The sequence below is a fragment of the Micromonospora sp. NPDC047670 genome, from assembly GCF_043204915.1.
Classification (GTDB): domain Bacteria; phylum Actinomycetota; class Actinomycetes; order Mycobacteriales; family Micromonosporaceae; genus Micromonospora.
On sequence record NZ_JBIDDA010000011.1, the window covers coordinates 121,155 to 142,132 of the forward strand.

Below are 20,978 nucleotides of genomic sequence, written 5' to 3' on the forward strand. Positions count from 1 at the left end.
GGAACGCGCCGGTATCGCTCGGGTACCGCCACACCGGGACGATTTGCTCCCTCCCGACCCCGGCTGCCTTCAGGCCGGGATGATCCACCGCAAAAGCGACGCGGGTGACGGCGGGCGGAGAACCGCGGGTTTGCCGAGGCAGCGCGCCCGGCGTCCGTTCCTATACTGGTCCGGCCGCTCGCCGTCCGGGTGGCCGCGCGGGCGGCCACGTCACGGCTCCACCACCAGCCGTCGCGGGGGAACCGCGTGTTCCGTTGGAAAGGATCCACGGATTGACCACCCTCATCGCGCTCGCCGTCGCCGTCGTGCCCGGCGCGCTGCTCGGATTCGCCCTGCCCCCGGGCCGCTACCGGTGGGCGGCCTGGGCCGCCGCCCCGGCGCTGACCCTGGGCCTGGTCACCCTCGCCATGACATGGCTGCCACAACTCGGCCTGCCGGACGGTCCGCTGGCGGTCCTCGCCGCCGAGGTGCTGCTCGCCGGCCTCGCGGTGCTCGCCTCCCGGCTGGTGACCCGCGGCCTGGTCGAGCCGGACGCCGACAGCCGGGACGCCGTCGGCCGGCCGGCCGACGCCGGGTGGCGGGCCCGGATCACCCGGCTGCGACTGCCGGCGGTACGCCCCGGCCGCGCCGACGTCATCGGGATCGCGATCCCCGCCGCGATCAGCGTCGCCTTCGGCTGGCTGATGCTGGGCCGGCTCGTCGCCCCGCCCGGCTGGGACGCCATGAACCACGGCTTCCTCACCCGGCGGATCATGGACACCGACAGCGTGCTGATCTCCTCGGCCTGCACCAGCGGCTCGACCGAACCGGCGCTGTCCTGCTCCTTCTACCCGCTCGCGGCGAACGTGTCCTGGGCCCAGGCGGCGGAGCTCTCCGGCGGGCGGATCAGCACGGTGCTGAGCGCCTGGTCGATCCTCGTCGGGCCGCTCGCGCTGGTGGCGGCCGTCTACGCCTGCGTCCGGGCCCTCGGCGGCCGGCCGGTGGTGGCCGCCAGCGCCGCCGCCGCGCCGGCCGTGCTCGGCCCGATGTGGATGTCGGTGATCACGGGTCGGATCACCGAGCAGACCGCGCCCTGCATGGCCGGGGCGATCGCGCTGCTGATCGCGCTCGCCGCGCGCGGCGCCCACCCCGTCCGGCTGGGCCTCCTCGCCGGCCTGTGCGGCGCCGGGATCGTCATGACGCACACCTACGACGTGCTGTTCATCGCGGTCCTGGCGATCGGCATGCTGCTGGCCGTACGCGGCCGGTGGGTGCTGCGCCGGGTCGCCGCGGCGGCCGGCGCGATGGTGCTGGCCGGGCTGGTGCCGCTGCTCCCCCTGCTCGGGGTGCTGGCCGGCGCCAACGGCGAGCGGCTGTCGAACCCGCCCGCCCTGCTCGGCAAGTACGGCGAGTCGTTCGAGTACTGGGTCACCGACCCGCAGCGCTACGTGCTGTTCGCCTATCCCGGGGTCGGCGGCGCGGACTTCCAGCTCAGCGAGCCGACGATCCAGGTCGGCCTCTGGCTCGTCATCCCGTGCCTGCTGCTCTCCCCGCTCTGCCTGGTGCTGCCCCGGCTGCGCTGGGCCCGGCCGTGGCTCGCGGCCGGGGTGGTCTGGACCGCGATCGGGGTGTGGACCACCGCGTCCGACTCGGCCGCCGCGATGACGCTGTCGAGCCTCTGGTACGGCGTCCGGGAGCGGGTCCGCTCGATGATCTTCCCTGTGTACGGGGTGCTGGCGGTGGCCGGTGCGGTGGTGCTGGGGCTGGCCGTCGGGTGGCTGCTGACCCGCGTCGCCGCGAAGGCCGGGGCGCTGCGCGGCTCGGAGGCGCCGGCGGCGGTCGCCGCGGGGGTCCTGGTGGTGGTGCTGCTCGGCCTCGCCGCCGTGCCGGCGAGCTGGCAGCCGCTGCGGGGCGCGCTCAAGGGCCGGGCGCCGGTGGGCGAGTCCTACGAGAAGACGTACAAGTGGCTGGCGGAGAACAACCCGCCCGGCGCCACCGTCGCCTACGACCGGCACCACGAGTTCATCACCTGGGCCTACGCCGACTACGAGGTGCCGCTGCTGTTCGGCATCCCGCCGCTGCCCGGCCTGCCGGCGGAGAACTACGACCGGCGGTGGGACGCGTGGAACTGGCTGGTGGACAACGCCGACGCCCGGCCCGCGGGGTGTGAGGTGCGCCGGTTCAACATCTCGTACGTGGTGGTCGGGACGCGGAACATGCCCGGCGCCTGGGACAAGCACTACGAGCGCAAGCGGCTGGAGTCCAGCGACAAGCTGGAGCTGGCCCACAAGATCGGCCGGATCAGCATCTACCGGGTCACCGAGGCCGGCCGCAGCTGCGCCACCGGGGGCTGAGCGCGACGGGCCGGGGCACGCCGTGCCCCGGCCCCTCGGGCGCGGACGGCCCGGCCGGTGAGCCCGGCGCGTACCGGGCCCGGGTCCACGACGACGAAGGGGCGGGGCGACCGTGGTCGCCCCGCCCCTTCCGTCTGCTCGAACGGCTCGTCAGCGCCCGTTGTCGGCGAAGAGCCGGCCGACCACGCGGTGCGCGGGCAGGATGCGCTGCCGCTCCACGTCGGCGTCGGCCGTGCCGGCCACGATGTCCAGGAAGTGGTCCAGCTGGGCGGCGAGCGGCTCCCGGTTGGTGAGCAGCTCCGGCACCTCGATGATGCTCTGCTGCCGGTAGCCGCGCCCGTCCGGCGTCGCCGCGTCGGAGGACACGTGCCGGTAGATGGTGACGTCCTTGCGGATCAGGTCCGCCTCGATCAGCCGGTCGACCTCGCTGATCACCAGCGTCCGGACCTTGCGCTGCCCGATCCGGCTGGCCGAGACGTTGGCCAGGGCGCCGCTGCCGAAGCTGAGCACGGTCTCCGCCACGTCCTCCGCCTCGGCCAGCGAGTCCGGGTGGAAGTGGCCGAAGGTGCCCCGGACCGCCGCCGGCTCCTCGCCGCCGAATGCCTGGATCGCCAGGTCGACGTCGTGGATGAGCAGGTCCCAGGCGACCCCGGTGCGGATCCGCGGCGCGTACGGCGAGTGCCGGGTGGCGGTCAGGTGCACCGGGCGGTCGACCAGGGCGAGGGCGGTCAGCACCGCCGGGTTGAACCGCTCCAGCAGCCCGCACAGCAGCGGCACGCCGCGCTTGCCGGCGGTGGCGACGATCTCCTCGGTCTCGGCGAGGCTGCCGCAGACCGGCTTCTCGATCAGCAGCGGCTTGTCCGCGGCGAGCACCTGGTCGGCGAGGCCGTGGTGGAACTCGGTCGGCGCGGCGATCACCACGGCGTCGACGTCGGAGAGGTCGTCGGCGTTCGGCGCCCAGCCGGCCCCGTACCGCTCGGCGATCTGCTGGCCCACCGAGCGCCGGGGCTCGATCACCCGGGCCAGCTCGGCCCGGTCGGACTGGGCGATCACGCGGGCGTGCAGCGAGCCCATCACCCCGGTGCCGACCAGGGCGAAACGCAGCTTGGCGGTCACGCGCCCACCGCCGCCCGGACGGCCTCGATCACCTGGTCGAGGTCGCTGTCGGAGAGGTGGTGGTGCACCGGCAGCGAGACGCACTGGCGCACGACGCGTTCGGTCACCGGCGCCGGGTCGGCGACGACCCGGGGGTGTTCCCGGTAGCAGTCGTAGTCGTAGACCGTCTTCGGGTAGTAGATGCCGCAGCCCACCCCGCGCTCGGTCAGCCGGGTGATCACCTCGTCGCGGCTCACCGGGGCCTCGTCGGTGACCAGCACCGTGTACTGGTGCCAGACGTGCGACCGGCCGGGCTGCTCGGTCGGCAGGCGCAGCCCGGGCACGTCGGCCAGGCCGGCGGAGAGCCGGGCCGCGTTGTCCTTGCGGCGCTTGACGTTCTCGCCGTACGCGGCGATCTGCGGGATGCCCAGCGCGGCCTGCAGGTCGGTGAGGCGGTAGTTGTGCCCGGCCACCTCGTACTGGTAGCGCTGCCGCATGCCCTGGTTGCGCAGCACCCGCAGCCGGTCGGCGAGGCCCGCGTCGTTGGTGGTGATCATGCCGCCCTCACCGGTGGTGAGGTTCTTGGTGGCGTACAGCGAGAAGGTGCCGAGCCCGAAGCTGCCGGCGCCGCGCCCGGAGATCGTCGCGCCCAGGGACTGGGCGGTGTCCTCGACGAGGCCGAGGCCGTGCCGCTGCGCCAACGGGGCGATCGCGTCCATGTCGGCGGGCTGGCCGTACAGGTGGACCGGCATCAGCACCTTGGTGCGCGGGCCGACCGCGGCGGCGAGGGCGTCCGGGTCGACGCAGAAGTCGTCCTCGCGGATGTCGGCGAACCGGGCGGTGGCGCCCGCCTCGAGGATCGCGTTGAGGGTCGCGACGAAGGTGAAGGGGCTGGTGACGACCTCGTCGCCCGGCTGGAGGTCGAGCACCTGGAGCGCGGCCACGAGCGCGGTGGTGCCGTTGTTGACGGCCACCGCGTGCTCGACGCCGACCAGGTCGGCGAACTCGCGCTCCAGGCGGGCCACCATCGGTCCCTGCGCGATGACGCCCGAACGGATCACCTCGACCGCCAACCGTTCGGCCGCCTCGTCCAGCTTGACGACGGAAATCGGGATCACAGGAGCTCTCCTTGGGGTATGGGGCAGCGTGCAGACCGTAGCAGCGCGGGAGGACCCCGGCACATCTGGACCGCCTCGGGGAGAATCCGCGCACGCCTCGACTCGCCGTCGGCCTGGGTTCGTGGTACGCCCCGCGCTGCGCTAGTCTCGGCGAATTGTGCAGGCGACCCCAACGGGTCAGGGCGACGCGGAGGCAGGACGGCCGTGGCAGAGACCGCGACGCAGGTCGAAACGGTGACCGAACCGGCCGAGGGGGCCGGCGCGGCGAAGAGTCCGTCCCGCTGGCTCTCCCTGGGCGTACGGGTGGTCGTGATCGCCGCGATCGCCGCGGGCATGACCTGGAGCGTGGTCAGCCAGTGGCCGGACGTCCGGCAGACGTGGCTCGACCTGGCGTGGCCCTCGGTGGTGCTGGCGGTGCTGGCGGTGCTCGCCGGGATGTTCGCCAACTCGATGGCCTGGCGGGCCGCCGCGGAGGACCTGGAGCACCGGGTGTCCGTTCCCGCCGCCCTGCGGATCTGCATGGTCGGGCAGCTCGGCAAGTACATCCCGGGCAGCGTGTGGGCGTACGTCCTGCAGATGGAGCTGGGCCGGCGGGCCGGGCTGCCGCGCGCGCGGGCCTTCCTGGCCACGCTGGTCGCGCTGGGTCTCGGCGTGGTCGCCGCGCTCGGCGTCGGCCTGCTCAGCCTGCCCTCGCTGCTGGACGCGACCGCCGAGACCGGGGCCGAGTACGCCGAGCCGGTGCGGGTGGCGCTCTACATCGTCGCCGTGCTGTTCCCGATCGCCCTGATCTGCGCGATCCCGCCGGTGCTCACGCGGCTGATCCAGCTCGTCCTCAAGGTGCTGCGCCGACCGCCGCTGCAGCACAAGCTGACCCTGCCCGGCGTGCTGCGGGTGGTCGGCTGGAGCGCCCTGGGCTACACCCTGTTCGGCGTGCACCTGTGGCTGCTGGCCAACGCGCAGGCCGCTCCCGGCCTCGGTGGCCTGCTGCGCAGCATCGGCTCGTTCGCCATCGCGATGACCGTGGGGATGTTCGCCTTCCTCTCCCCCTCCGGGCTCGGCGTCCGGGAGGCCGTGCTGGTCGCCACCATGGCGCCCTTCCTCACCGACGCCGGCGGCATCGGCGCGGCGACGGGCATCGCGCTCGCCTCCCGGCTGATCTTCACCGTGGCGGACCTGCTCGCCGCCGGCATCGCCGCCCTGTCCGGGGTGCGCCAGCTCCGCCGGGGGACGCCGGCCGGCGCGGCTCCCGACGAGGCGGCTCCCGACGAGGCGGCCGCCGTCGAGCAGGTTCCCGCGCCCCGCGCCGCCGCCGAGCAGGCCGCGACGCCGGTCACCACCCGCTGACGTCACCCCGCCGGGCCGGGCCCGGCGGACACCACCCGTACGCCCGAACGCCGGTGCCCCCGACCAGACGAACTGGTCGGGGGCACCGGCGTTCGGGCGTACGGTCAGCGGCGGCGGGCGGCCGCCATCTCGCCGAGCACCTCCAGGTGCCGGTGCAGCACCCGGTCGAGGCTGAAGCGCTCCCGGATGAGCGACTGGCCGTTGACCCCGATCTGCTTGGCCAGGGCCGGGTCGGTCAGCGCGGCGATCAGTCGCTCGGCCAGGCCGGACACGTCGCCGGGCCGGCAGAGCAGGACGTTCTCGCCGTCGCGCAGGGAGATGCCGGGGAAGTTGTCCGCCCGCGCGGGCGCCACCACGGGCACGCCCGCCGCCATCGCCTCCAGGGTCGCCGTGCCGAGGCCGAGCCCCTGCTCGTGCGACTCGACCGTCGCGGCGGCCAGGTAGTCGGGGATCTCGCTCTTGGCCACCTTGCCGGCCGCGATGACGGCGTGCTCGACGCCGAGCGCGCGGGCCCGCTCCGCGAACAGCCCGTAGTAGACCTGCCCGCAGATGAGCAGCTTCGCGTCCGGCACCCGGGCCAGCACCTGGGGCAGCGCCTCGACCAGCGCGACGCGGTCGCGCAGCGGGATGACGTGCCCCACCGACAGGATCACCGGCGAGGAGCCCAGGTCGTGCCGCTCACGGACGCGCTGGGCGTTGCCGCCGAGCACCCAGTCCGGGTCCACCCCGACCGGGATCGGCACCAGGCCGGAGTGCGCGCCCCGGTAGCGGGCCTCGATGTACTCCTGCATGAGCACGTCCATCACCACGAGCCGCGGCTTGGACCGCCACATGAACGGCTTGACCATGGTCGCGTCCAGCCCGCGGAACACCTTCGCGTAGCGGGCCTGCGGGTTCTCCAGCCGGGTGTGGATGGACAGCAGCGCCGGCACCCGGCGCTTACGCGCGTAGAGCGCGGTCGCCCAGGTGAGGTCGAAGAACTGGCCGTGCTGGTGGATGACGTCCGGCCGGAACTCGTCGAGCAGCTTGCGGACGCGGCGCAGCAGGCTGGGCCGGCTGGTGAACGAGATGTCGAAGCTGACGGCCAGCCGGGTCTGCGGCAGCATCCACGCCGGCAGCCGGACGATCCGCATCCCGTCGCGCTCCTCGACGGCCGGGGCGTCCTGATAGGCGGCCGTGAGCACCAGCACGTCGTGCCCCTCGGCGGCGTAGCCCTTGGCGAGCGACTCGGACAGGTGCGAGCTTCCGCCCGCGCGCGGCGGGAAGAAGTTGTTGACGACTGCGATACGCACGGGAGGGGTGCTCCTAGCTCTCCGCTACAGGGACGAACCGGACATCGCCGCCGTCCAACTCGACTGTCGAGACCACCCGGGCCGGGACCCCCGTCACGACCGCCCCTGGTGGCACGTCCCGGGTGACCACGGCCCCCGCGCCGACGACCGCGCCGTCACCGATGGTGACGCCCATCATCACGGTCGCGTTCGCCCCGATGAACACCCGGTCGCCGATCACCACCGGCGCCCGGTCCACCGAAGCATAGGCACGCCCCGACACGCAACGCCGGGCGGTGGAGTGGGTGTAGATCTGCGCGCCGCAGCTGATGTCGCAGCCGGCGCCGATGGTCAGCCCGCCGGAGCCGTCGATGACGGTGAACGCGCCGATCCACGTCCCGGCGCCGATCACCGGCTCGCCGATGACCCAGGCGTGCGGGTTGTACGGGTTCGCCGGGAGCCCGTCGTGCGACGGACCCCCGGCGGGCGACGCCTGGGTCACGCGACCTCGGTCTTGATGAGGTCGGTCATGCCGTCCTCGACGGCGATGGTCGGCTCCCAGCCGAGCACCTCGCGGGCCCGGGTGATGTCGGCCGCGCGGCGGCTGACCAGCACCTCACGCGGGTTGAACTGCGGCTGCACGTCCACGCCGACGGCCTTGATCAGGATCTCGGCCAGGGTGGCGATCGAGGTGTCGATGCCGGTGCCGATGTTGACCGGCACGTTGCCCTGCTCGGCCTCCATCGCGGCGACCACGGAGCGGGCGATGTCGTGGACGTGGATGAAGTCCATCGACTGCTCGCCCTTGCCGTCGATGACCGGCGGCTCGCCGTTCTTCAGGCGCTTGACGAAGTGGTTGATCACGGAGGTGTAGTAGGCGGTCGGCTTCTGGCCAGGGCCGTAGACGTTGAAGAACCGCAGGGCGATCCAGTTCAGGCCCTTGCTGCGCTGGTAGAAGCCGAGCAGGTCCTCGCCGGCCCGCTTCGAGATGCAGTACGGGGTGAGCGGGTCGAGCCGGTCGTCCTCGTGCATCGGCAGCTTCTTCGGGTCGCCGTAGACCGACGCCGACGACGCGAAGACCAGCCGCTTGACACCGTGGTCGGCGGCGGCGGCGAACACGTTGTGGTTGCCGACCATGTTGATGTCGATCGACTCGTACGGGTCGGCCTGGCTCTTGTTGATCGAGACCGCGGCGAGGTGGATCACGTAGTCGCAGCCCTTCATGGCCGCGTGCACGGCGCCGCCGTAGCGGACGTCCTGGTCGATCAGCTCGACGTCGCCGGTGGCCACCAGCTCCGCGACGCGGTTGCGGTCACCGCGGAACATGTTGTCGAAGATGCGGACCTTGTAGCCCTTCTCCAACAGCATGGGCACCACGTGCAGGCCGATGAAGCCCGCGCCTCCGGTGATGAAGACGGTCTGCTTCGACATGGCGGAGCGTGTCCTTCCTGGGGGGTCAGCGGCTGGTGGCCGCGGTGTTGACGACGTCTACCAGCGTGGTCGCGACGGTCTCGACCTGGGCGTCGGTGAGGTTGGCGTGCATCGGGATGGCCAGGTGCCGGGCGAACAGGTCCGCCGAGACCGGGCAGGGCGTGGTCTGGCCGTAGAGCGGCTGGACGTGCGAGGCGTACGTGCCGAAGGTGCACTGCACGCCGCGCTGCCGCAGCGCCAGCGCCACCGCGCCCCGGTCGACCGACGGGTCCAGCGTGACGACGTACGACTGCCAGGGGTGCTCGCGGTCCGGCGCCTCGTACGGGGTGGTGATGAGCTCGTGGTCCTTGAGCAGCTCGCCGTAGCGGGCCGCGGTGCGCCGCTTCGCGGCCAGCAGGTCCGGCAGCCGGTCGAGCTGGGCGAGCATGATCGCCGCGGCGATGTCGGAGAGCCGGTAGTTGTAGCCGAGCTCCGTGAAGGTCGGGATCGGCAGGTGCGACAGCTCGGCGCGGGTGAGCGCCCCCTCCACCCCGTACGTGTGCAGCTTGCGGGCGTGCGCGGCGAGGTCGTCGCGGTCGGTGACGTAGGCCCCGCCCTCGCCGGCGGTGATGCCCTTGCGCCCGTGGAAGCTGAAGGTGGCGACGTCGGCCAGGCTGCCGGCGGGGCGGCCCTTGTAGGTGGCGCCGGCGGAGCAGGCGGCGTCCTCGACGAGGAACAGGCCGTGCTTGTCGGCGATGGCGCGCAGCTCGTCGTAGTCGGCCGGCTGCCCGAACGCGTCGACGGCGATGATGCCGACGGTGCGCGGGGTGACGGCGGCCTCGACGGCGGCCGGGTCGACCGTCCAGGTGTCCGGCCGCACGTCGGCGAAGACCGGCTTGGCGCCGGTCCACATCACCGAGTGCCCGGTGGCCGGGAAGGTGTAGTCGCCGACGATCACCTCGTCGCCCGGCTGGACACCGAGAGTGAGCAGCGCGAGGTGCAGCGCCGAGCCGCAGTTGCTGGTGGCGAGGGCGTGCCGGGTGCCGGCGGTGGCGGCGAAGCGCTCCTCGAAGCGGCGGCAGGTGGGCCCGGAGCCGGCGAGCCAGCCGGAGGCGAAGACCTCGGCGATGGCCGCGAGTTCCGCCTCGCCGACCGTGGGCTGGCCGAGCGCGATGACCTCAGACATGTGACCCCCAGAGTGATGGACCCGGAGCAGTCTAGGCCAACCGGGCGGGTCGTCCGCGAGTCGGGCGCGCGGGCGGACTTGGTTACCATCGCCTCGCGGCGTCGGCAGGGGAGATGAGATGACCAGGTTCGTGGTGGTGGGTGGCGGCATCGTCGGGCTCGCCGTGGCACACCGGCTGATGAGCGACAGGCCCGGGGACCAGGTCACGGTGCTGGAGAAGGAGGCCGGCTGGGCGGCCCACCAGACGGGCCACAACTCGGGCGTCATCCACGCCGGGGTGTACTACAAGCCGGGCAGCCTGAAGGCCACCATGTGCAAGGCCGGCAGCGCGTCGATGGTCGAGTTCTGCGAGCGGCACGGGCTCGCGTACGACATCTGCGGGAAGTTGATCGTCGCCACCGACCCGGAGGAGCTGCCCCGGCTGCGCGCCCTGCACGAGCGCGCCCTCGCCAACGGCCTGCCGGTGCGGCTGATCGAGGCCGCCGAGGCGGCCGAGTACGAGCCGCACGTGGCCGCCGTCGCCGCGCTGCACGTCGCCTCGACCGGCATCGTCGACTTCGGGGCGGTCTGCCGCAAGCTCGCCGAGCTGCTCGCGGCGGGCGGGGCGGACCTGCGGACGCGGACCGAGGTCACCGGCGTGGCCACCCGGCCGGAGGGCGTGGTGGTGAGCACCACCCGGGGCGAGGTGGTGGCCGACGTCCTCGTCAACTGCGCCGGCCTGCACGCGGACCGCATCTCCCGGCTGGCCGGGGTACCCACGCCGGTGCGGATCGTGCCGTTCCGGGGCGAGTACTACGAGCTGGTGCCGCAGCGGCAGGGCCTGGTGCGGGGGCTGATCTACCCGGTGCCGGACCCGCAGTTCCCGTTCCTCGGGGTGCACCTGACGAAGATGATCGACGGCAGCGTGCACGCCGGCCCGAACGCGGTGCTGGCGACCGCCCGGGAGGGCTACTCCTGGGGCCGGGTCAGCCCGCGCGACATCTGGGACGAGCTGACCTACCGGGGCCTGTGGGCGCTGGGCCGTCGGCACTACCGCTACGGGCTGACCGAGGTGGCCCGGTCGCTGTCGAAGAAGCGGTTCGCGGCGAGCCTGGCCCGGCTGGTGCCGGAGCTGACCCCGGCCGACATCGTCCGGGCCGGGGCCGGCGTCCGCGCCCAGGCGATCCTGCCGGACGGCGGCCTGGTGGACGACTTCCTGATCGTCGAGGCGGACCGGCAGGTGCACGTGCTGAACGCGCCCTCCCCCGCCGCGACCAGCTCGCTGGAGATCGCCCGGCACATCGTCTCCCGGCTCCCGGTGGACGCGCCGCGCTGATCCCGCCCGGTCAGGCGGGCGTGGCGTCCGCCGCCGCCCCGCGCGGCCGGGGCACCCCCGCGCCCGCGCCGAGCCCGGTGGCCACCGCCTCGACCAGCGTGTCCAGGTACGCGTCGGTCAGCGGGGTCCGGGCGATCGCCAGCCGCCAGTAGAGCGGGCCGACGATCAGGTCGACGGCCGCCTCGGGGTCGGTGTCGGGCGGCAGCTCGCCGCGCTGCACCGCGCGGCCGATGAGCCGGCCGCCGATCTCCTGCTGCCGCGCCCGCAGCACCTGCTGGAGGGTCTGGTCGATGGTGGGGTTGCGGGCCGCCTCGGCGAGCAGGTCGGGGATGATCTGCGAGGCCAGCGGGTGCCGCAGCGCGTGCGCCACCACCTGGAAGAGCAGTTGGAGGTCGCCGCGCAGGGTGCCGGTGTCCAGCGCCGGCAGCTTGCCGGTGGCCGCCGCCGCGACGATCTCCAGCACCAGTTCCAGCTTCGAGCTCCAGCGCCGGTAGATCGCGGTCTTGCTCACCCCGGCCCGGCGGGCCACCGCCTCGATGGAGAGCCGGCCGTAGCCGACCGCGGCGAGCTCCTGCATCAGCGCGCGGCGGATGGCGGTGGTGATGTCGTCCCGGAGCACCGCCGCGCCGGCCGGCGCCCGCCTCTTCTCGGTCGTCACCTGGTGCTCGTCTCGGCTGTCACGAGGAACAATGTAGCGCAACGACGGTACGGTTGCGTCCCGACGTGTTTCGGACTACTGTCCACGCAGCGGCGAGGCGGCGCTCCACGCTTGGTTCCATCGTCGCGCCTCATCCGTCGTCACGAAAGATCGGAGCGCCCATCCCATGGCCAACACCGCGCTGGCCGATCCCGACTCCGGCCTGTCCCAGGCGCAACTGGCCGCCCGGTACGGACTCCGGGTCGCGGGCGAGCGGCCGACCCTGGGCGAGTACGCCCGGCGGCTCTGGCGCTACCGGCACTTCATCGCCGCGTACGCCAACGCGAAGCTGGTCGCCTCGTTCAGCAACGCCCGGCTCGGGCAGCTGTGGCAGGTGCTCACCCCGCTGACCAACGCGGCGGTCTACTACCTGATCTTCGGCGTGGTGCTGAAGCAGGACAGCATCCCGAACTTCATCGCGTACCTCTGCACGGGTCTGTTCATCTTCAACTTCACCCAGACCGCCGTGCAGAACGGCACCCAGTCGATCACCGGCAACCTGGGCCTGATCCGGGCGCTGCACTTTCCCCGGGCCTGCCTGCCGCTGGCCGTCACGGTCACCCAGTTCCAGCAGCTGCTCGGCTCGATGGTGGTGCTCGTCGCCATCGTGCTGGTGACCGGCGAGCCGATCACCTTCGCCTGGCTCCTGCTGGTGCCGGCGATCATGCTCCAGGCGGTCTTCAACGCCGGGCTCACCATGGCGGTGGCCCGGATGGGCGCGAAGCTGGCCGACCTCAAGCAGGTCATGCCCTTCGTCCTGCGCACCTGGATGTACGGCTCCGGCGTGCTCTACAGCGTGGCGCTGTTCGAGGAGCAGCTGCCCGCCTGGGCGTCCCGGCTGGTCGAGTTCAACCCGGCGCTGGTCTACATCGAGCTGGCCCGCGTCGCGCTGCTGGAGCAGGCGCCGCTGCTCAGCTCCTCCCTGCTCCAGCTCTGGCTGGCCGCGGTGGGCTGGGCGATCGTGATGGGCGTCGGGGGTTTCATCTACTTCTGGCGGGGCGAACAGGAGTACGGCCGTGGTTGAGCAGTTCGAGTCGTCCAACGACGTGACGGTGACGCTGCCCCGGATCCAGGAGCGGGTCCCGACCGTGGTGGTCGACGACGCGCACGTGATCTACCGGGTGCACAAGGGCGGCGGCGGGGGCGGCGGCCCGGTCGGTGCCCTCAAGCGGATGGTCAGCCGCACCTCGGCGCCGAACATCCGCGAGGTGCACGCGGTCAAGGGGGTCAGCTTCACCGCGTACCGGGGCGAGGCGATCGGGCTGATCGGCAGCAACGGCTCCGGCAAGTCGACCATGCTGCGGGCGATCGCCGGCCTGTTGCCGGTCAACCGGGGCGCGGTCTACACCCAGGGGCAGCCCTCGCTGCTGGGCGTGAACGCGGCCCTGCTCAACGACCTCTCCGGCGAACGCAACGTCGTGCTGGGCTGCCTGGCCATGGGCATGCCGCCAGAGGAGGTGCAGCGGCAGACCCCGGAGATCATCGAGTTCTCCGGGATCAACCAGCGGGGCGACTTCGCCTCGCTGCCGATGCGCACCTACTCCTCCGGCATGGCGGCCCGGCTGCGCTTCTCCATCGCGGCGGCCAAGAAGCACGACGTGCTGCTCATCGACGAGGCCCTCGCCACCGGCGACAAGGGCTTCCGCAAGCGCAGCGAGCAGCGGGTGCGTGAGCTGCGGGAGAGCGCCGGCACGGTCTTCCTCGTCAGCCACCAGCTCTCCTCGATCCGGGACACCTGCGAGCGGACGATCTGGCTGGAATCGGGCGTCCTGCGGATGGACGGCCCGACCGACGAGGTCCTGCGGGCGTACGAGGCGTTCGCCAACGGCAAGTAGCGCGCGCCGTAGTACGGCACCCCCTGCGGTGCCCTACGGACCGCGTCGTCCCGTTGGGGCGGCAAGCCCGGCGCGTTAAGGTTCATCCCGGCGCCGCGCGGGCGGAACCTTCTGTTCACGCATCCCTGAGAGTGAGGATTCGGCAATGACGCAGGACCACACCACTGGCCCGGACGCCACACCGGAGACCCCGGCGCCGTGGCGGCCCTCGCGGACGGTGGCGGTGGTGCTGGCCGGCGGCACCGGGACCCGGTTGGGTCTCGGCATCCCGAAGCAGTTGCTGAAGATCGCCGGCAAGCCGATCATCGAGCACACCCTGGCGGTCTTCGAGGCGGCCCCCGAGATCGACGAGATCATCGTGCTGATGGCCACCGGCCACGTCGCCGACGCCCAGCAGATCGTCGACAAGGCCGGCTTCCGCAAGGTCACCAAGGTGATCGAGGGCGGCGACACCCGCAACGCCACCACCCGGATCGCGCTGGACGCGGTCGGCGAGGGCGACTGCAACATCCTCTTCCACGACGCGGTGCGGCCCCTGGTCAGCGGCCGGATCGTGCGCGAGTGCGTGAACGCGCTCTGGACGTACGCCGCGGTCGACGTGGCCATCCCGTCGGCCGACACGATCATCCAGGTCGACGAGAACGACTGCATCACCGACATCCCGGTGCGCTCGTCGCTGCGCCGGGGCCAGACCCCGCAGGCGTTCCGCTCGGGCACCATCCGCGAGGCCTACCGGCTCGCCGAGGGCGACCCCCACTTCGCCGCCACCGACGACTGCGGGGTCGTGCTGCGCTACCTGCCGGGCACGCCGATCAAGGTCATCGACGGCTCCGACGAGAACATCAAGGTCACCCACCCGGTCGACGTGCACCTGGCGGACAAGCTGTTCCAGCTCGCCGCCGCGCAGGCGCCCCGGGTCACCGACCACCGCAGCTACACCGAGGAGCTGACGGGCCGCACCATCGTCATCTTCGGCGGCAGCTACGGCATCGGCCACGACCTGGCCGAGCTGGCCCGCCGCTACGGCGCGCAGGTCTTCCCGTTCAGCCGCTCCAGCACCGGCACCCACGTGGAGCGCGCGGCGGACGTCGAGGCGGCGCTGAAGACGGCCTTCGAGGCCACCGGCCGGATCGACCACGTGGTGGTCACCGCCGGCATCCTGGAGAAGGGCGCCCTCGCCGAGATGGACGAGGAGACCATGGACCGGGTGCTCCAGGTCAACTTCGTCGGGCCGGTCATCGCCGCCCGCCAGTCGCTGCCCTACCTCCAGCAGACCAAGGGCCAGCTGCTGCTCTACACCTCCAGCTCCTACACCCGCGGCCGCGCCCAGTACGCGCTCTACTCCTCCACCAAGGCGGCCCTGGTGAACCTCACCCAGGCGCTCTCCGACGAGTGGGCCGAGCTCGGCGTACGGGTCAACTGCATCAACCCCGAGCGCACCGCGACCCCGATGCGCACCAAGGCGTTCGGCGAGGAGCCCGAGCACACCCTGCTCGCCGCCGAGACCGTCGCCCAGGCCTCGCTGGACGTGCTGATCTCCGACCTGACCGGCCAGGTCATCGACGTGCGCCGGGCGCCGGGCGAGGTGCCGGCGCAGTCGGTGCCGGGGCAGGCCGAGCGGGCCGCCAGCCCGGCCAGCGCCGGCTGACGCGGGTCTCGGGCCACGGCGGGGAACGGAGCCGACATGCGTGGTGACCTGGTCCGGAAGCTGGCCGCCCGCGCCCTGGCCACCGGCCTGGCGGTGCTGGCCTTCCTCGTCGTCGCGCTGACCGGCGCGACCGGCTGGGGGCTGGGGCTGACCGTGGCCGCCCTCGCGGCGGTCGCCTGGGAGCGGCGGGTGCGGCCGGGCGCCGACAGCGTCGCCGAGACCGCGCTGGTCGCGGCGGCGGTCCTGGTCGGGTACGCCCGGCGCCTGGACGCCGGCTTCGACCCCGCGCTGGCCGCGACGGCGCTGGTCCTGCTGGGGCTGGTGCTGCTCGTCGGGCCGCTGCGCGACGCCGGCGGCCTGGAGCTGCGCGCCGCGAACCTGCCGGTGCGCTCCTGGACGCCGCTGGTCGCCGCGCGCCTCGGCGACGCCCTGCTGGGGCTGCTCGCCGTGGTGGCGCTGGCGGCCGCGGCGACCCTGCCGGCCCGGATCGCGCTGGCCGCGGTTGCGCTGGTCGCCGCCGGGGCCGGGGCGGTCGGGCTGGACCTGGCCCGCCGCCGGTTCCGGCCGGGTGCCGGCGGGTCGCCGGTCTCCCGGGCGCTGCGCCGCCACCAGCCCGAGTTCCTGCTCTACTTCTCCGCCCCGCCCGGCTCCGAGTACCAGGTCACCATGTGGCTGCCGTATTTGCAGCGGCTCGGCCGGCCGTTCCTGGTCATGCTGCGGGAGCCGGAGTTCCTGCCCACCATCGCCGCGGCCACCACGGCGCCGGTGGTCTACTGCCCGACGCTGAAGGCGATGGACGAGGCGCTGGTGCCCAGCCTGCGGGTGGCGTTCTACGTCAACCACGGCGCGAAGAACAGCCACTGCATCCGCTTCACCCAGCTGACCCACGTCCAGTTGCACCACGGCGACAGCGACAAGGCGCCCAGCGCCAACCCGGTCTCGGCCATCTTCGACCGGATCTTCGTCGCCGGCCAGGCCGCCATCGAGCGGTACGCCCGCGCCGGCGTGGACATCCCGGCGGAGAAGTTCGTGGTGGTCGGCCGGCCGCAGGTCGAGTCGATCGAGGTCCGGTCGGAGCCGGCGCGGGCCCTGGCGAACCCGACGGTGCTCTACACGCCGACCTGGACGGGCCACCACGCCGACGCCAACTACTGCTCGCTGCCGGTGGCCGAGGCGCTGCTGCGCGGGCTGCTGGCGCGGGGCGCGACGGTGATCCTGCGGGCCCACCCGTACACGTCGCAGAACCCGGCCTCGGCACGGCAGCTGGGGCGGCTCACCGAACTGCTGGCCGCGGACCGCGCCCGCAGCGGCCGGCAGCACGTCTTCGGCGCCGCCGCGCGCGAGCTGACCCTGGCCGAGTGCGCGAACCGCTCGGACGCGCTGGTCTCCGACGTGTCGGGGGTGATCTCCGACTACCTCTACTCGGGCAAGCCGTACGCGGTGACGGACATGGGCGGCGAGGGCGACCGGTTCGCCGAGCGGTTCCCGCTGGCCGGCTCGGGCTACGTGCTGCGCCGCGACATGTCCAACGTGGACGAGGTGCTGACCGCGCTGCTCGACACCGACCCGCTGGCCTCGGCCCGCTGGGCGACCCGGACCCGTTACCTGGGCGACTTCCCCGCCGAGTCGTACGCCGAGGCGTTCCTCGACGCCGCGCGGCGGCAGCTCGACGCGGGCTGGAACCCGCCGACCCCGCGCGCCGCCGGCGGGGCCGACCTGCCGGTCGAGCCGGACGAGGCGTCCCTCTCCCCCCGCACGTGACCCGGCCCGCGCTCCGGTGCCCGTCGGCCCGGACGCGGCCGCATCGCACGGGTCAGCGGTAGGGGTCGACGAGGGCCAGGACCGCCTCGGGATCCTCGACGTGCGCGTTGTGGCCCAGGCCGGGCAGGGTGGCAACCGGTACGCCCAGCTCCTTGAGCTGAGCGTCGGTGACCATGGGGTCGTGCTCGCCGCGGGCGAGCAGCACCGGCACGTCGGTCGCCGCCAGCAGGGCGGGCAGGTCCGGCTCGCCCACCCCGAACGCGGCCGGGTCCATGGCCAGCCGCCAGCGGCCGTCGACCTGCCGCAGCCCGGCCCCGACCGCGGGGTCGTCCGGCGCGAGGAGGCCGGTCAGGCCGGCCACCCGCAGGTAGCGGCGGGCGGCCTCGTCCCGACTGGCGAACCAGGTCACCGGGCGGTCGGCCAACTCCCGGGCCTTCGCCAGCTCGGCCGGCGACCAGACGGCCTTGATGCCGAGCCCGACCACGGCGTCGACCGGCAGCCCGGCGCCGCGGGCGGCCAGCGCCAGCCCGACCACGCCGCCGAGGGAGTGCCCCAGCACGACGAGCCGGTCCCCCGCCGCGAGCCCCACGGCGACCCGGTCGGCCAGCCCGGCGAACGAGTACGCCGGCAGCGGCGGCGACCAGCCGTGGCCGGCGAGGTCCGGCGCCAGCCACCGCCCCGCCCACCGGCGCTCCAGCAGCGGCGCCCAGGGCAGCCACACGTCGCCGGTCGCGCCCATGCCGTGCAGCAGCAGCAGGACGCGTCGACCGTCCCGGTCACCTGATTCATCGGCCATGCGCCGCAGTGTGCCACCCGCCGGACGCCCCGGCGAGGGCCCTGACCCGGAGACGACACCGGGCGCCGTCTCCCCCCGGGGGGAGGCCGACGCCCGACGGGTCGTCTCAGGCGGAGTAGCCGCGGGTGGCGGCCCAGTTCGCCAGGGCGACGGTGGACATCCAGTACGAGGCGGTCGCCGGGTTCGCCGAGTCGGCGATCTTCACCAGCCGCCCCTCGTCCTGGTAGCCCACGACGGCGATGTAGTGGCCGCCGGGGAACGAGTGCCAGCCGCCGTCGGTGTCCGTGGCGCTGCCGGCGATGTTCACCACGACGCCCCGCCCGTCGCTGATGGCGGCGACCACGTCGGCCTGGAGCCGGTCCATCTGCGCCGGGGTCGCGGCGTTGCCCGGGATCATCCGGGTCCGGTACGGGTCGCCCTTCACCGTCGCGTTCAGCACCCGGGTGGTGTCCTCGGCGGAGTCGGTGCCCATCTCGTCGGTGCCCAGCTGGGCGCCGAGGGCGTCCTGGCTGCGCGCGACGCCGGCGGCGCTGAGGGCGTGCCGGACGGCGGCCGGGCCACAGTTGTAGAAGGTGGTCTGGGCCTCGTAGTCGTAGTCCAGGGTCTTGGACTTCGGGGGCTTCGGCGGCTCCGGCTTGCGGGTCAGGTCGGGGTTCGGCGCGGCGCTGGTGGCGCTGGCCGAGGGAGCGGCGCTGGACGCGACCGCGGCGGCGGTCGACGGGGCGGCCGCGACGCGGGCCTCGCCGCGCGAGGCGGCGGTGTCGTCACGCGATTCGGTCACGGCCACCGGGGCCTGTGCGGCGGCGGGCGCCTCGTCGGCGCCGGCCAGCAGCGCGCCGGTGCCCGACGCCAGCACGAGCGCCGCGGCGGACGCGGCGGCCACCTGGTAGGGACGCTCGGACGTGAGGCGACGAAGCTGTCGCTTGAGGTGGTGCTTCACGGTTTCCTCCACGGGCTCGGGGGGTGAGCGGCCGTCGGTCCGCCGCAGGGGGAACCGACCGCGCGGACGGGGTCCGGGCGGGGTGGTGGGCCACTCAGGGGATTTGCGCCCGGGATGCCGGGCGACGGGCGGTGACCGGTGGGGTCAGCTCGCGGCGTGCGGCCGGGCGAGCGCGGGCACCGCGGCGCCGTGGAGGCGGCGGGTCGAGCGGGGGGTGGGTGGGTGCTGCACGAGGATGGAACTCCTTCCGACGCCGCCGACCGGGTTAGCTGACGGATTCGGGCGGGAAGAACGCCCTACCACGGGCCGTGGCCCGCGGATTCACCCCGGTGTTGCACTGGGTCCCCGGCTCGTCTGTGCGCGATTAGGCGGGTCGGCGCGGCGTCGCCTCTTGCGAACGGGTACCGCACCGGACGGGCCGACATTACTGGCCGGCCCGCGCCCTGCCAACCCGCCCCCACCTGCTTAAACCTTGATCGCGGGACTTTTTTGCGGGCAGTTTGGCACTGACGTGACTCAATGGAACAGTCGTTTTCCGGCGCGCCCTCGGTCGACAACCGGACGACCGGCCGACTTCGGCGCGGAATGGTTGGCGGAATTCGGCCGGGCCGCGCCCGATGACCGATTCGACCGCGCTGTGACCGGCGTCACCGAAGCCGGCCCGCGTCAGCCCACCCGCGCCGGGCGCCAGCGCGCGGCGGCCGCGGGGCGGTGCGCCTCGGTCGCCGGGCGGGCTGCGGGGAGCCGACCCGGCCGGAGCCGGACCGCCGCTGCGTACGCCTCCGCGGCCAGGGCACGCGCCGCCTCGGCGGCCAGGTCGGCGTCCCGCCACGCCAGCCGCTCCCGCTCGGCGGCGGCCCGGTAGCCGGCCCGCTTCGCGTCGCGTACCGCCCGAGCCAGCAGGATCTCCTGCTCGGCCGGGTGCCGGCGCGGATCCCAGCCCGCCCGGTGACCGAACACGTCGCTGAGTTGGCGGGCGGTCAGGTCACCGCGCCAGTGGGCGGCCATCGCCGCGTGGTGCAGCCAGCGCTCCCGGGCGGCGTACTCGGCGGGCGTGCGCGGGGTGCGGGGAGGGGGCAGGGCAGCAGCCCCGGTGAACCGGCGGGCGGCCGTCTCCGCCTCGTCGTACGCCTGCCAGGCCCGGTCGACCTCCTCCTGCGCGGCGAGCCAGGCGGCCCGCCGCCGCCGGGCGGTCCGGGCCGCACGCTCCGCCGCGACGGCCACCTCCTCCGCGTAGCGACGCAGGTCGGTCGCCTCGGCCGCCGGGTCGTCGGCGGGCGTCGGGGCCGGCTCGTCGGCGGACGGAACCCGCTCGGGGCGGGCGACCAGGACGGCGAGCACGGTCAGGGCCAGCAGGAGCAGGGCGGACCAGATGGCGGCGGCCCGCGGCACCTCGATCAGGAACTGGTAGAAGACGGTCTCCATGGTCGGCACCTCACGGGTAGCGAGTGCGGCAGCGGGGGCACCGCGGCGGGGAGCGGCGACGCCGCACCCCGCCGCCGGACGGGTGCGGGTGGTGGGGGGGCACAGGACGGGCACCTGTCGATGCCTGCGGTGGCGGAAGGGGCCTTCCCGACGCCTCGCGGCGGACGCGGTCGCGGGGCACGTCGGCCCGGCGGGATGGTGCGGGTCAGTCGCGCGGCGGGGCCCGGGGGCCGGCGGCGCCCGGCGTGTGCCCGGCCGGCGCGTGGGCCGGACCGGCGGCGACAGCCACACCGGCCTGGCCCGGGTCGGCCGGGGCGGCGAGGGCGGCGAGGGCGCTGGCGGCCCGCTCGTCGGCGCCGGCGACGCGGTCGTCGCCGACCCGGCGGCAGCCCGGCAGGTCGACGGAGACCGCCGTGACGGGGGCCGCCACGGCCGGGGGCACCGTGCCGGGGATCGCCGTGGCCCCGGGCAGCCCCGCATGGGCGGGGGCGACGGGGAACGTCCCGGCATGGGCCGGGGCGACGGGGAGCGCCCCGGCGTCGGCCGGGAGGGCGGCGGGGAGTGCCCCGGCACCGACGGCGAACGCGACCGCGACGGCGAGGCCGGTCAGCAGCCGCGCGGCCCACCGCGCCACCCACCACAGGGGACAGGTGAGCGCGACGGGGAGCACGCGACCACGCTACCGCCGACGCCGCCGGTCCGCATCGCCGCCGGGCGTGTCGGCGCGGGCCGTACCGACCAGGGTGGACGCGGTCCCCGGCCGCCCGCGCGGGCGGGCCCGCACCCCGGTCGGCCCGCGCCGCG

Annotated in this window: 18 protein-coding genes and 1 riboswitch; of the genes, 7 read left to right on the forward strand and 11 right to left on the reverse strand. The window is 74.1% G+C overall.

All coding sequences use genetic code 11. From position 1 onward, the window contains the following. The first annotated feature begins 272 nt into the window (after positions 1–272). Complete coding sequence (locus ACGF7U_RS24145) at positions 273–2,333, forward strand: DUF6541 family protein (RefSeq protein WP_393110195.1); 2,061 nt, start codon at positions 273–275, stop codon at positions 2,331–2,333. Between the two features lie 150 nt (positions 2,334–2,483). Here ACGF7U_RS24145 and ACGF7U_RS24150 read toward each other — a convergent pair whose 3' ends face one another. Both ACGF7U_RS24150 and ACGF7U_RS24155 read right to left on the reverse strand, forming a co-directional pair. Next, positions 2,484–3,449: a Gfo/Idh/MocA family protein gene (locus tag ACGF7U_RS24150; RefSeq protein WP_393110197.1), complete on the reverse strand. Its 966-nt coding sequence runs from the start codon at positions 3,447–3,449 to the stop codon at positions 2,484–2,486. Beyond that, positions 3,446–4,546, reverse strand: coding sequence for a DegT/DnrJ/EryC1/StrS family aminotransferase (locus ACGF7U_RS24155; RefSeq protein ID WP_393110199.1), 1,101 nt, complete (start codon positions 4,544–4,546; stop codon positions 3,446–3,448). The genes ACGF7U_RS24150 and ACGF7U_RS24155 overlap by 4 nt, the downstream gene beginning before the upstream one ends. A 234-nt stretch (positions 4,547–4,780) precedes the next feature. Between ACGF7U_RS24155 and ACGF7U_RS24160 the strand changes: the two genes are divergently transcribed. Further along, positions 4,781–5,890 (forward strand): lysylphosphatidylglycerol synthase domain-containing protein, encoded by a 1,110-nt coding sequence (locus ACGF7U_RS24160; protein ID WP_393110201.1) that lies wholly within the window; start codon positions 4,781–4,783, stop codon positions 5,888–5,890. 104 nt (positions 5,891–5,994) lie between these two features. Here ACGF7U_RS24160 and ACGF7U_RS24165 read toward each other — a convergent pair whose 3' ends face one another. Genes ACGF7U_RS24165 through ACGF7U_RS24180 form a run of 4 tightly spaced genes read right to left on the reverse strand, consistent with a single transcriptional unit; the run spans position 5,995 to position 9,757 of the window. Further along, positions 5,995–7,182: a glycosyltransferase family 4 protein gene (locus ACGF7U_RS24165; RefSeq protein WP_393110203.1), complete on the reverse strand. Its 1,188-nt coding sequence runs from the start codon at positions 7,180–7,182 to the stop codon at positions 5,995–5,997. Between the two features lie 13 nt (positions 7,183–7,195). Then, a complete protein-coding gene (locus tag ACGF7U_RS24170) occupies positions 7,196–7,663 on the reverse strand; it encodes an acyltransferase (RefSeq protein ID WP_393110204.1) in 468 nt (155 codons plus the stop codon). Further along, positions 7,660–8,592 carry an NAD-dependent epimerase/dehydratase family protein gene (locus tag ACGF7U_RS24175; RefSeq protein ID WP_393110205.1) on the reverse strand — a complete coding sequence of 311 codons (933 nt, stop codon included), beginning with the start codon at positions 8,590–8,592 and terminating at the stop codon, positions 7,660–7,662. The genes ACGF7U_RS24170 and ACGF7U_RS24175 overlap by 4 nt, the downstream gene beginning before the upstream one ends. A gap of 25 nt (positions 8,593–8,617) precedes the next feature. Further along, positions 8,618–9,757 carry a DegT/DnrJ/EryC1/StrS family aminotransferase gene (locus ACGF7U_RS24180; protein WP_393110207.1) on the reverse strand — a complete coding sequence of 380 codons (1,140 nt, stop codon included), beginning with the start codon at positions 9,755–9,757 and terminating at the stop codon, positions 8,618–8,620. Between the two features lie 118 nt (positions 9,758–9,875). On the opposite strand from ACGF7U_RS24180, the gene lhgO reads away from it, so the two are divergent. Next, positions 9,876–11,072, forward strand: a complete 1,197-nt coding sequence (gene lhgO / locus ACGF7U_RS24185) for an L-2-hydroxyglutarate oxidase (protein WP_393110209.1) — start codon at positions 9,876–9,878, stop codon at positions 11,070–11,072. A gap of 10 nt (positions 11,073–11,082) precedes the next feature. Here the strand turns inward: lhgO and ACGF7U_RS24190 are convergent, their stop codons facing one another. Next, positions 11,083–11,691 carry a TetR/AcrR family transcriptional regulator gene (locus ACGF7U_RS24190; protein WP_393110289.1) on the reverse strand — a complete coding sequence of 203 codons (609 nt, stop codon included), beginning with the start codon at positions 11,689–11,691 and terminating at the stop codon, positions 11,083–11,085. Between the two features lie 205 nt (positions 11,692–11,896). Here ACGF7U_RS24190 and ACGF7U_RS24195 point away from each other — a divergent pair, with 205 nt between their 5' ends. The 4 genes from ACGF7U_RS24195 (at position 11,897) to ACGF7U_RS24210 (ending at position 17,013) form a co-directional block, all read left to right on the forward strand. Next, entirely contained in the window at positions 11,897–12,793 is an 897-nt protein-coding gene (locus tag ACGF7U_RS24195) for an ABC transporter permease (protein WP_393110211.1), read from the forward strand. Next, positions 12,786–13,604 (forward strand): ABC transporter ATP-binding protein, encoded by an 819-nt coding sequence (locus tag ACGF7U_RS24200; RefSeq protein ID WP_393110213.1) that lies wholly within the window; start codon positions 12,786–12,788, stop codon positions 13,602–13,604. Before ACGF7U_RS24195 ends, ACGF7U_RS24200 begins: the two co-directional genes overlap by 8 nt. Positions 13,605–13,749: 145 nt before the next feature. Further along, positions 13,750–15,252 (forward strand): D-ribitol-5-phosphate cytidylyltransferase, encoded by a 1,503-nt coding sequence (locus ACGF7U_RS24205; RefSeq protein ID WP_393110215.1) that lies wholly within the window; start codon positions 13,750–13,752, stop codon positions 15,250–15,252. A 36-nt stretch (positions 15,253–15,288) separates the two neighbouring features. Continuing rightward, on the forward strand, positions 15,289–17,013 hold the full coding sequence (locus ACGF7U_RS24210; protein ID WP_393110217.1) for a CDP-glycerol glycerophosphotransferase family protein: 1,725 nt from the start codon (positions 15,289–15,291) through the stop codon (positions 17,011–17,013). Between the two features lie 52 nt (positions 17,014–17,065). Here ACGF7U_RS24210 and ACGF7U_RS24215 read toward each other — a convergent pair whose 3' ends face one another. From ACGF7U_RS24215 to ACGF7U_RS24230, 4 genes are all read right to left on the reverse strand, one after another. Further along, the gene (locus ACGF7U_RS24215) at positions 17,066–17,809 is read right to left on the reverse strand and encodes an alpha/beta fold hydrolase (protein WP_393110219.1); all 744 of its coding nucleotides are present in this window, start codon (positions 17,807–17,809) and stop codon (positions 17,066–17,068) included. 106 nt (positions 17,810–17,915) lie between these two features. Further along, positions 17,916–18,761: a C39 family peptidase gene (locus tag ACGF7U_RS24220; protein WP_393110221.1), complete on the reverse strand. Its 846-nt coding sequence runs from the start codon at positions 18,759–18,761 to the stop codon at positions 17,916–17,918. Between the two features lie 227 nt (positions 18,762–18,988). Beyond that, a riboswitch (cyclic di-AMP (ydaO/yuaA leader) is annotated at positions 18,989–19,130 on the reverse strand. A 285-nt stretch (positions 19,131–19,415) separates the two neighbouring features. Further along, a complete protein-coding gene (locus ACGF7U_RS24225) occupies positions 19,416–20,174 on the reverse strand; it encodes a hypothetical protein (RefSeq protein ID WP_393110223.1) in 759 nt (252 codons plus the stop codon). A gap of 205 nt (positions 20,175–20,379) precedes the next feature. After that, on the reverse strand, positions 20,380–20,844 hold the full coding sequence (locus ACGF7U_RS24230; RefSeq protein WP_393110225.1) for a hypothetical protein: 465 nt from the start codon (positions 20,842–20,844) through the stop codon (positions 20,380–20,382). Positions 20,845–20,978: the final 134 nt, after the last annotated feature.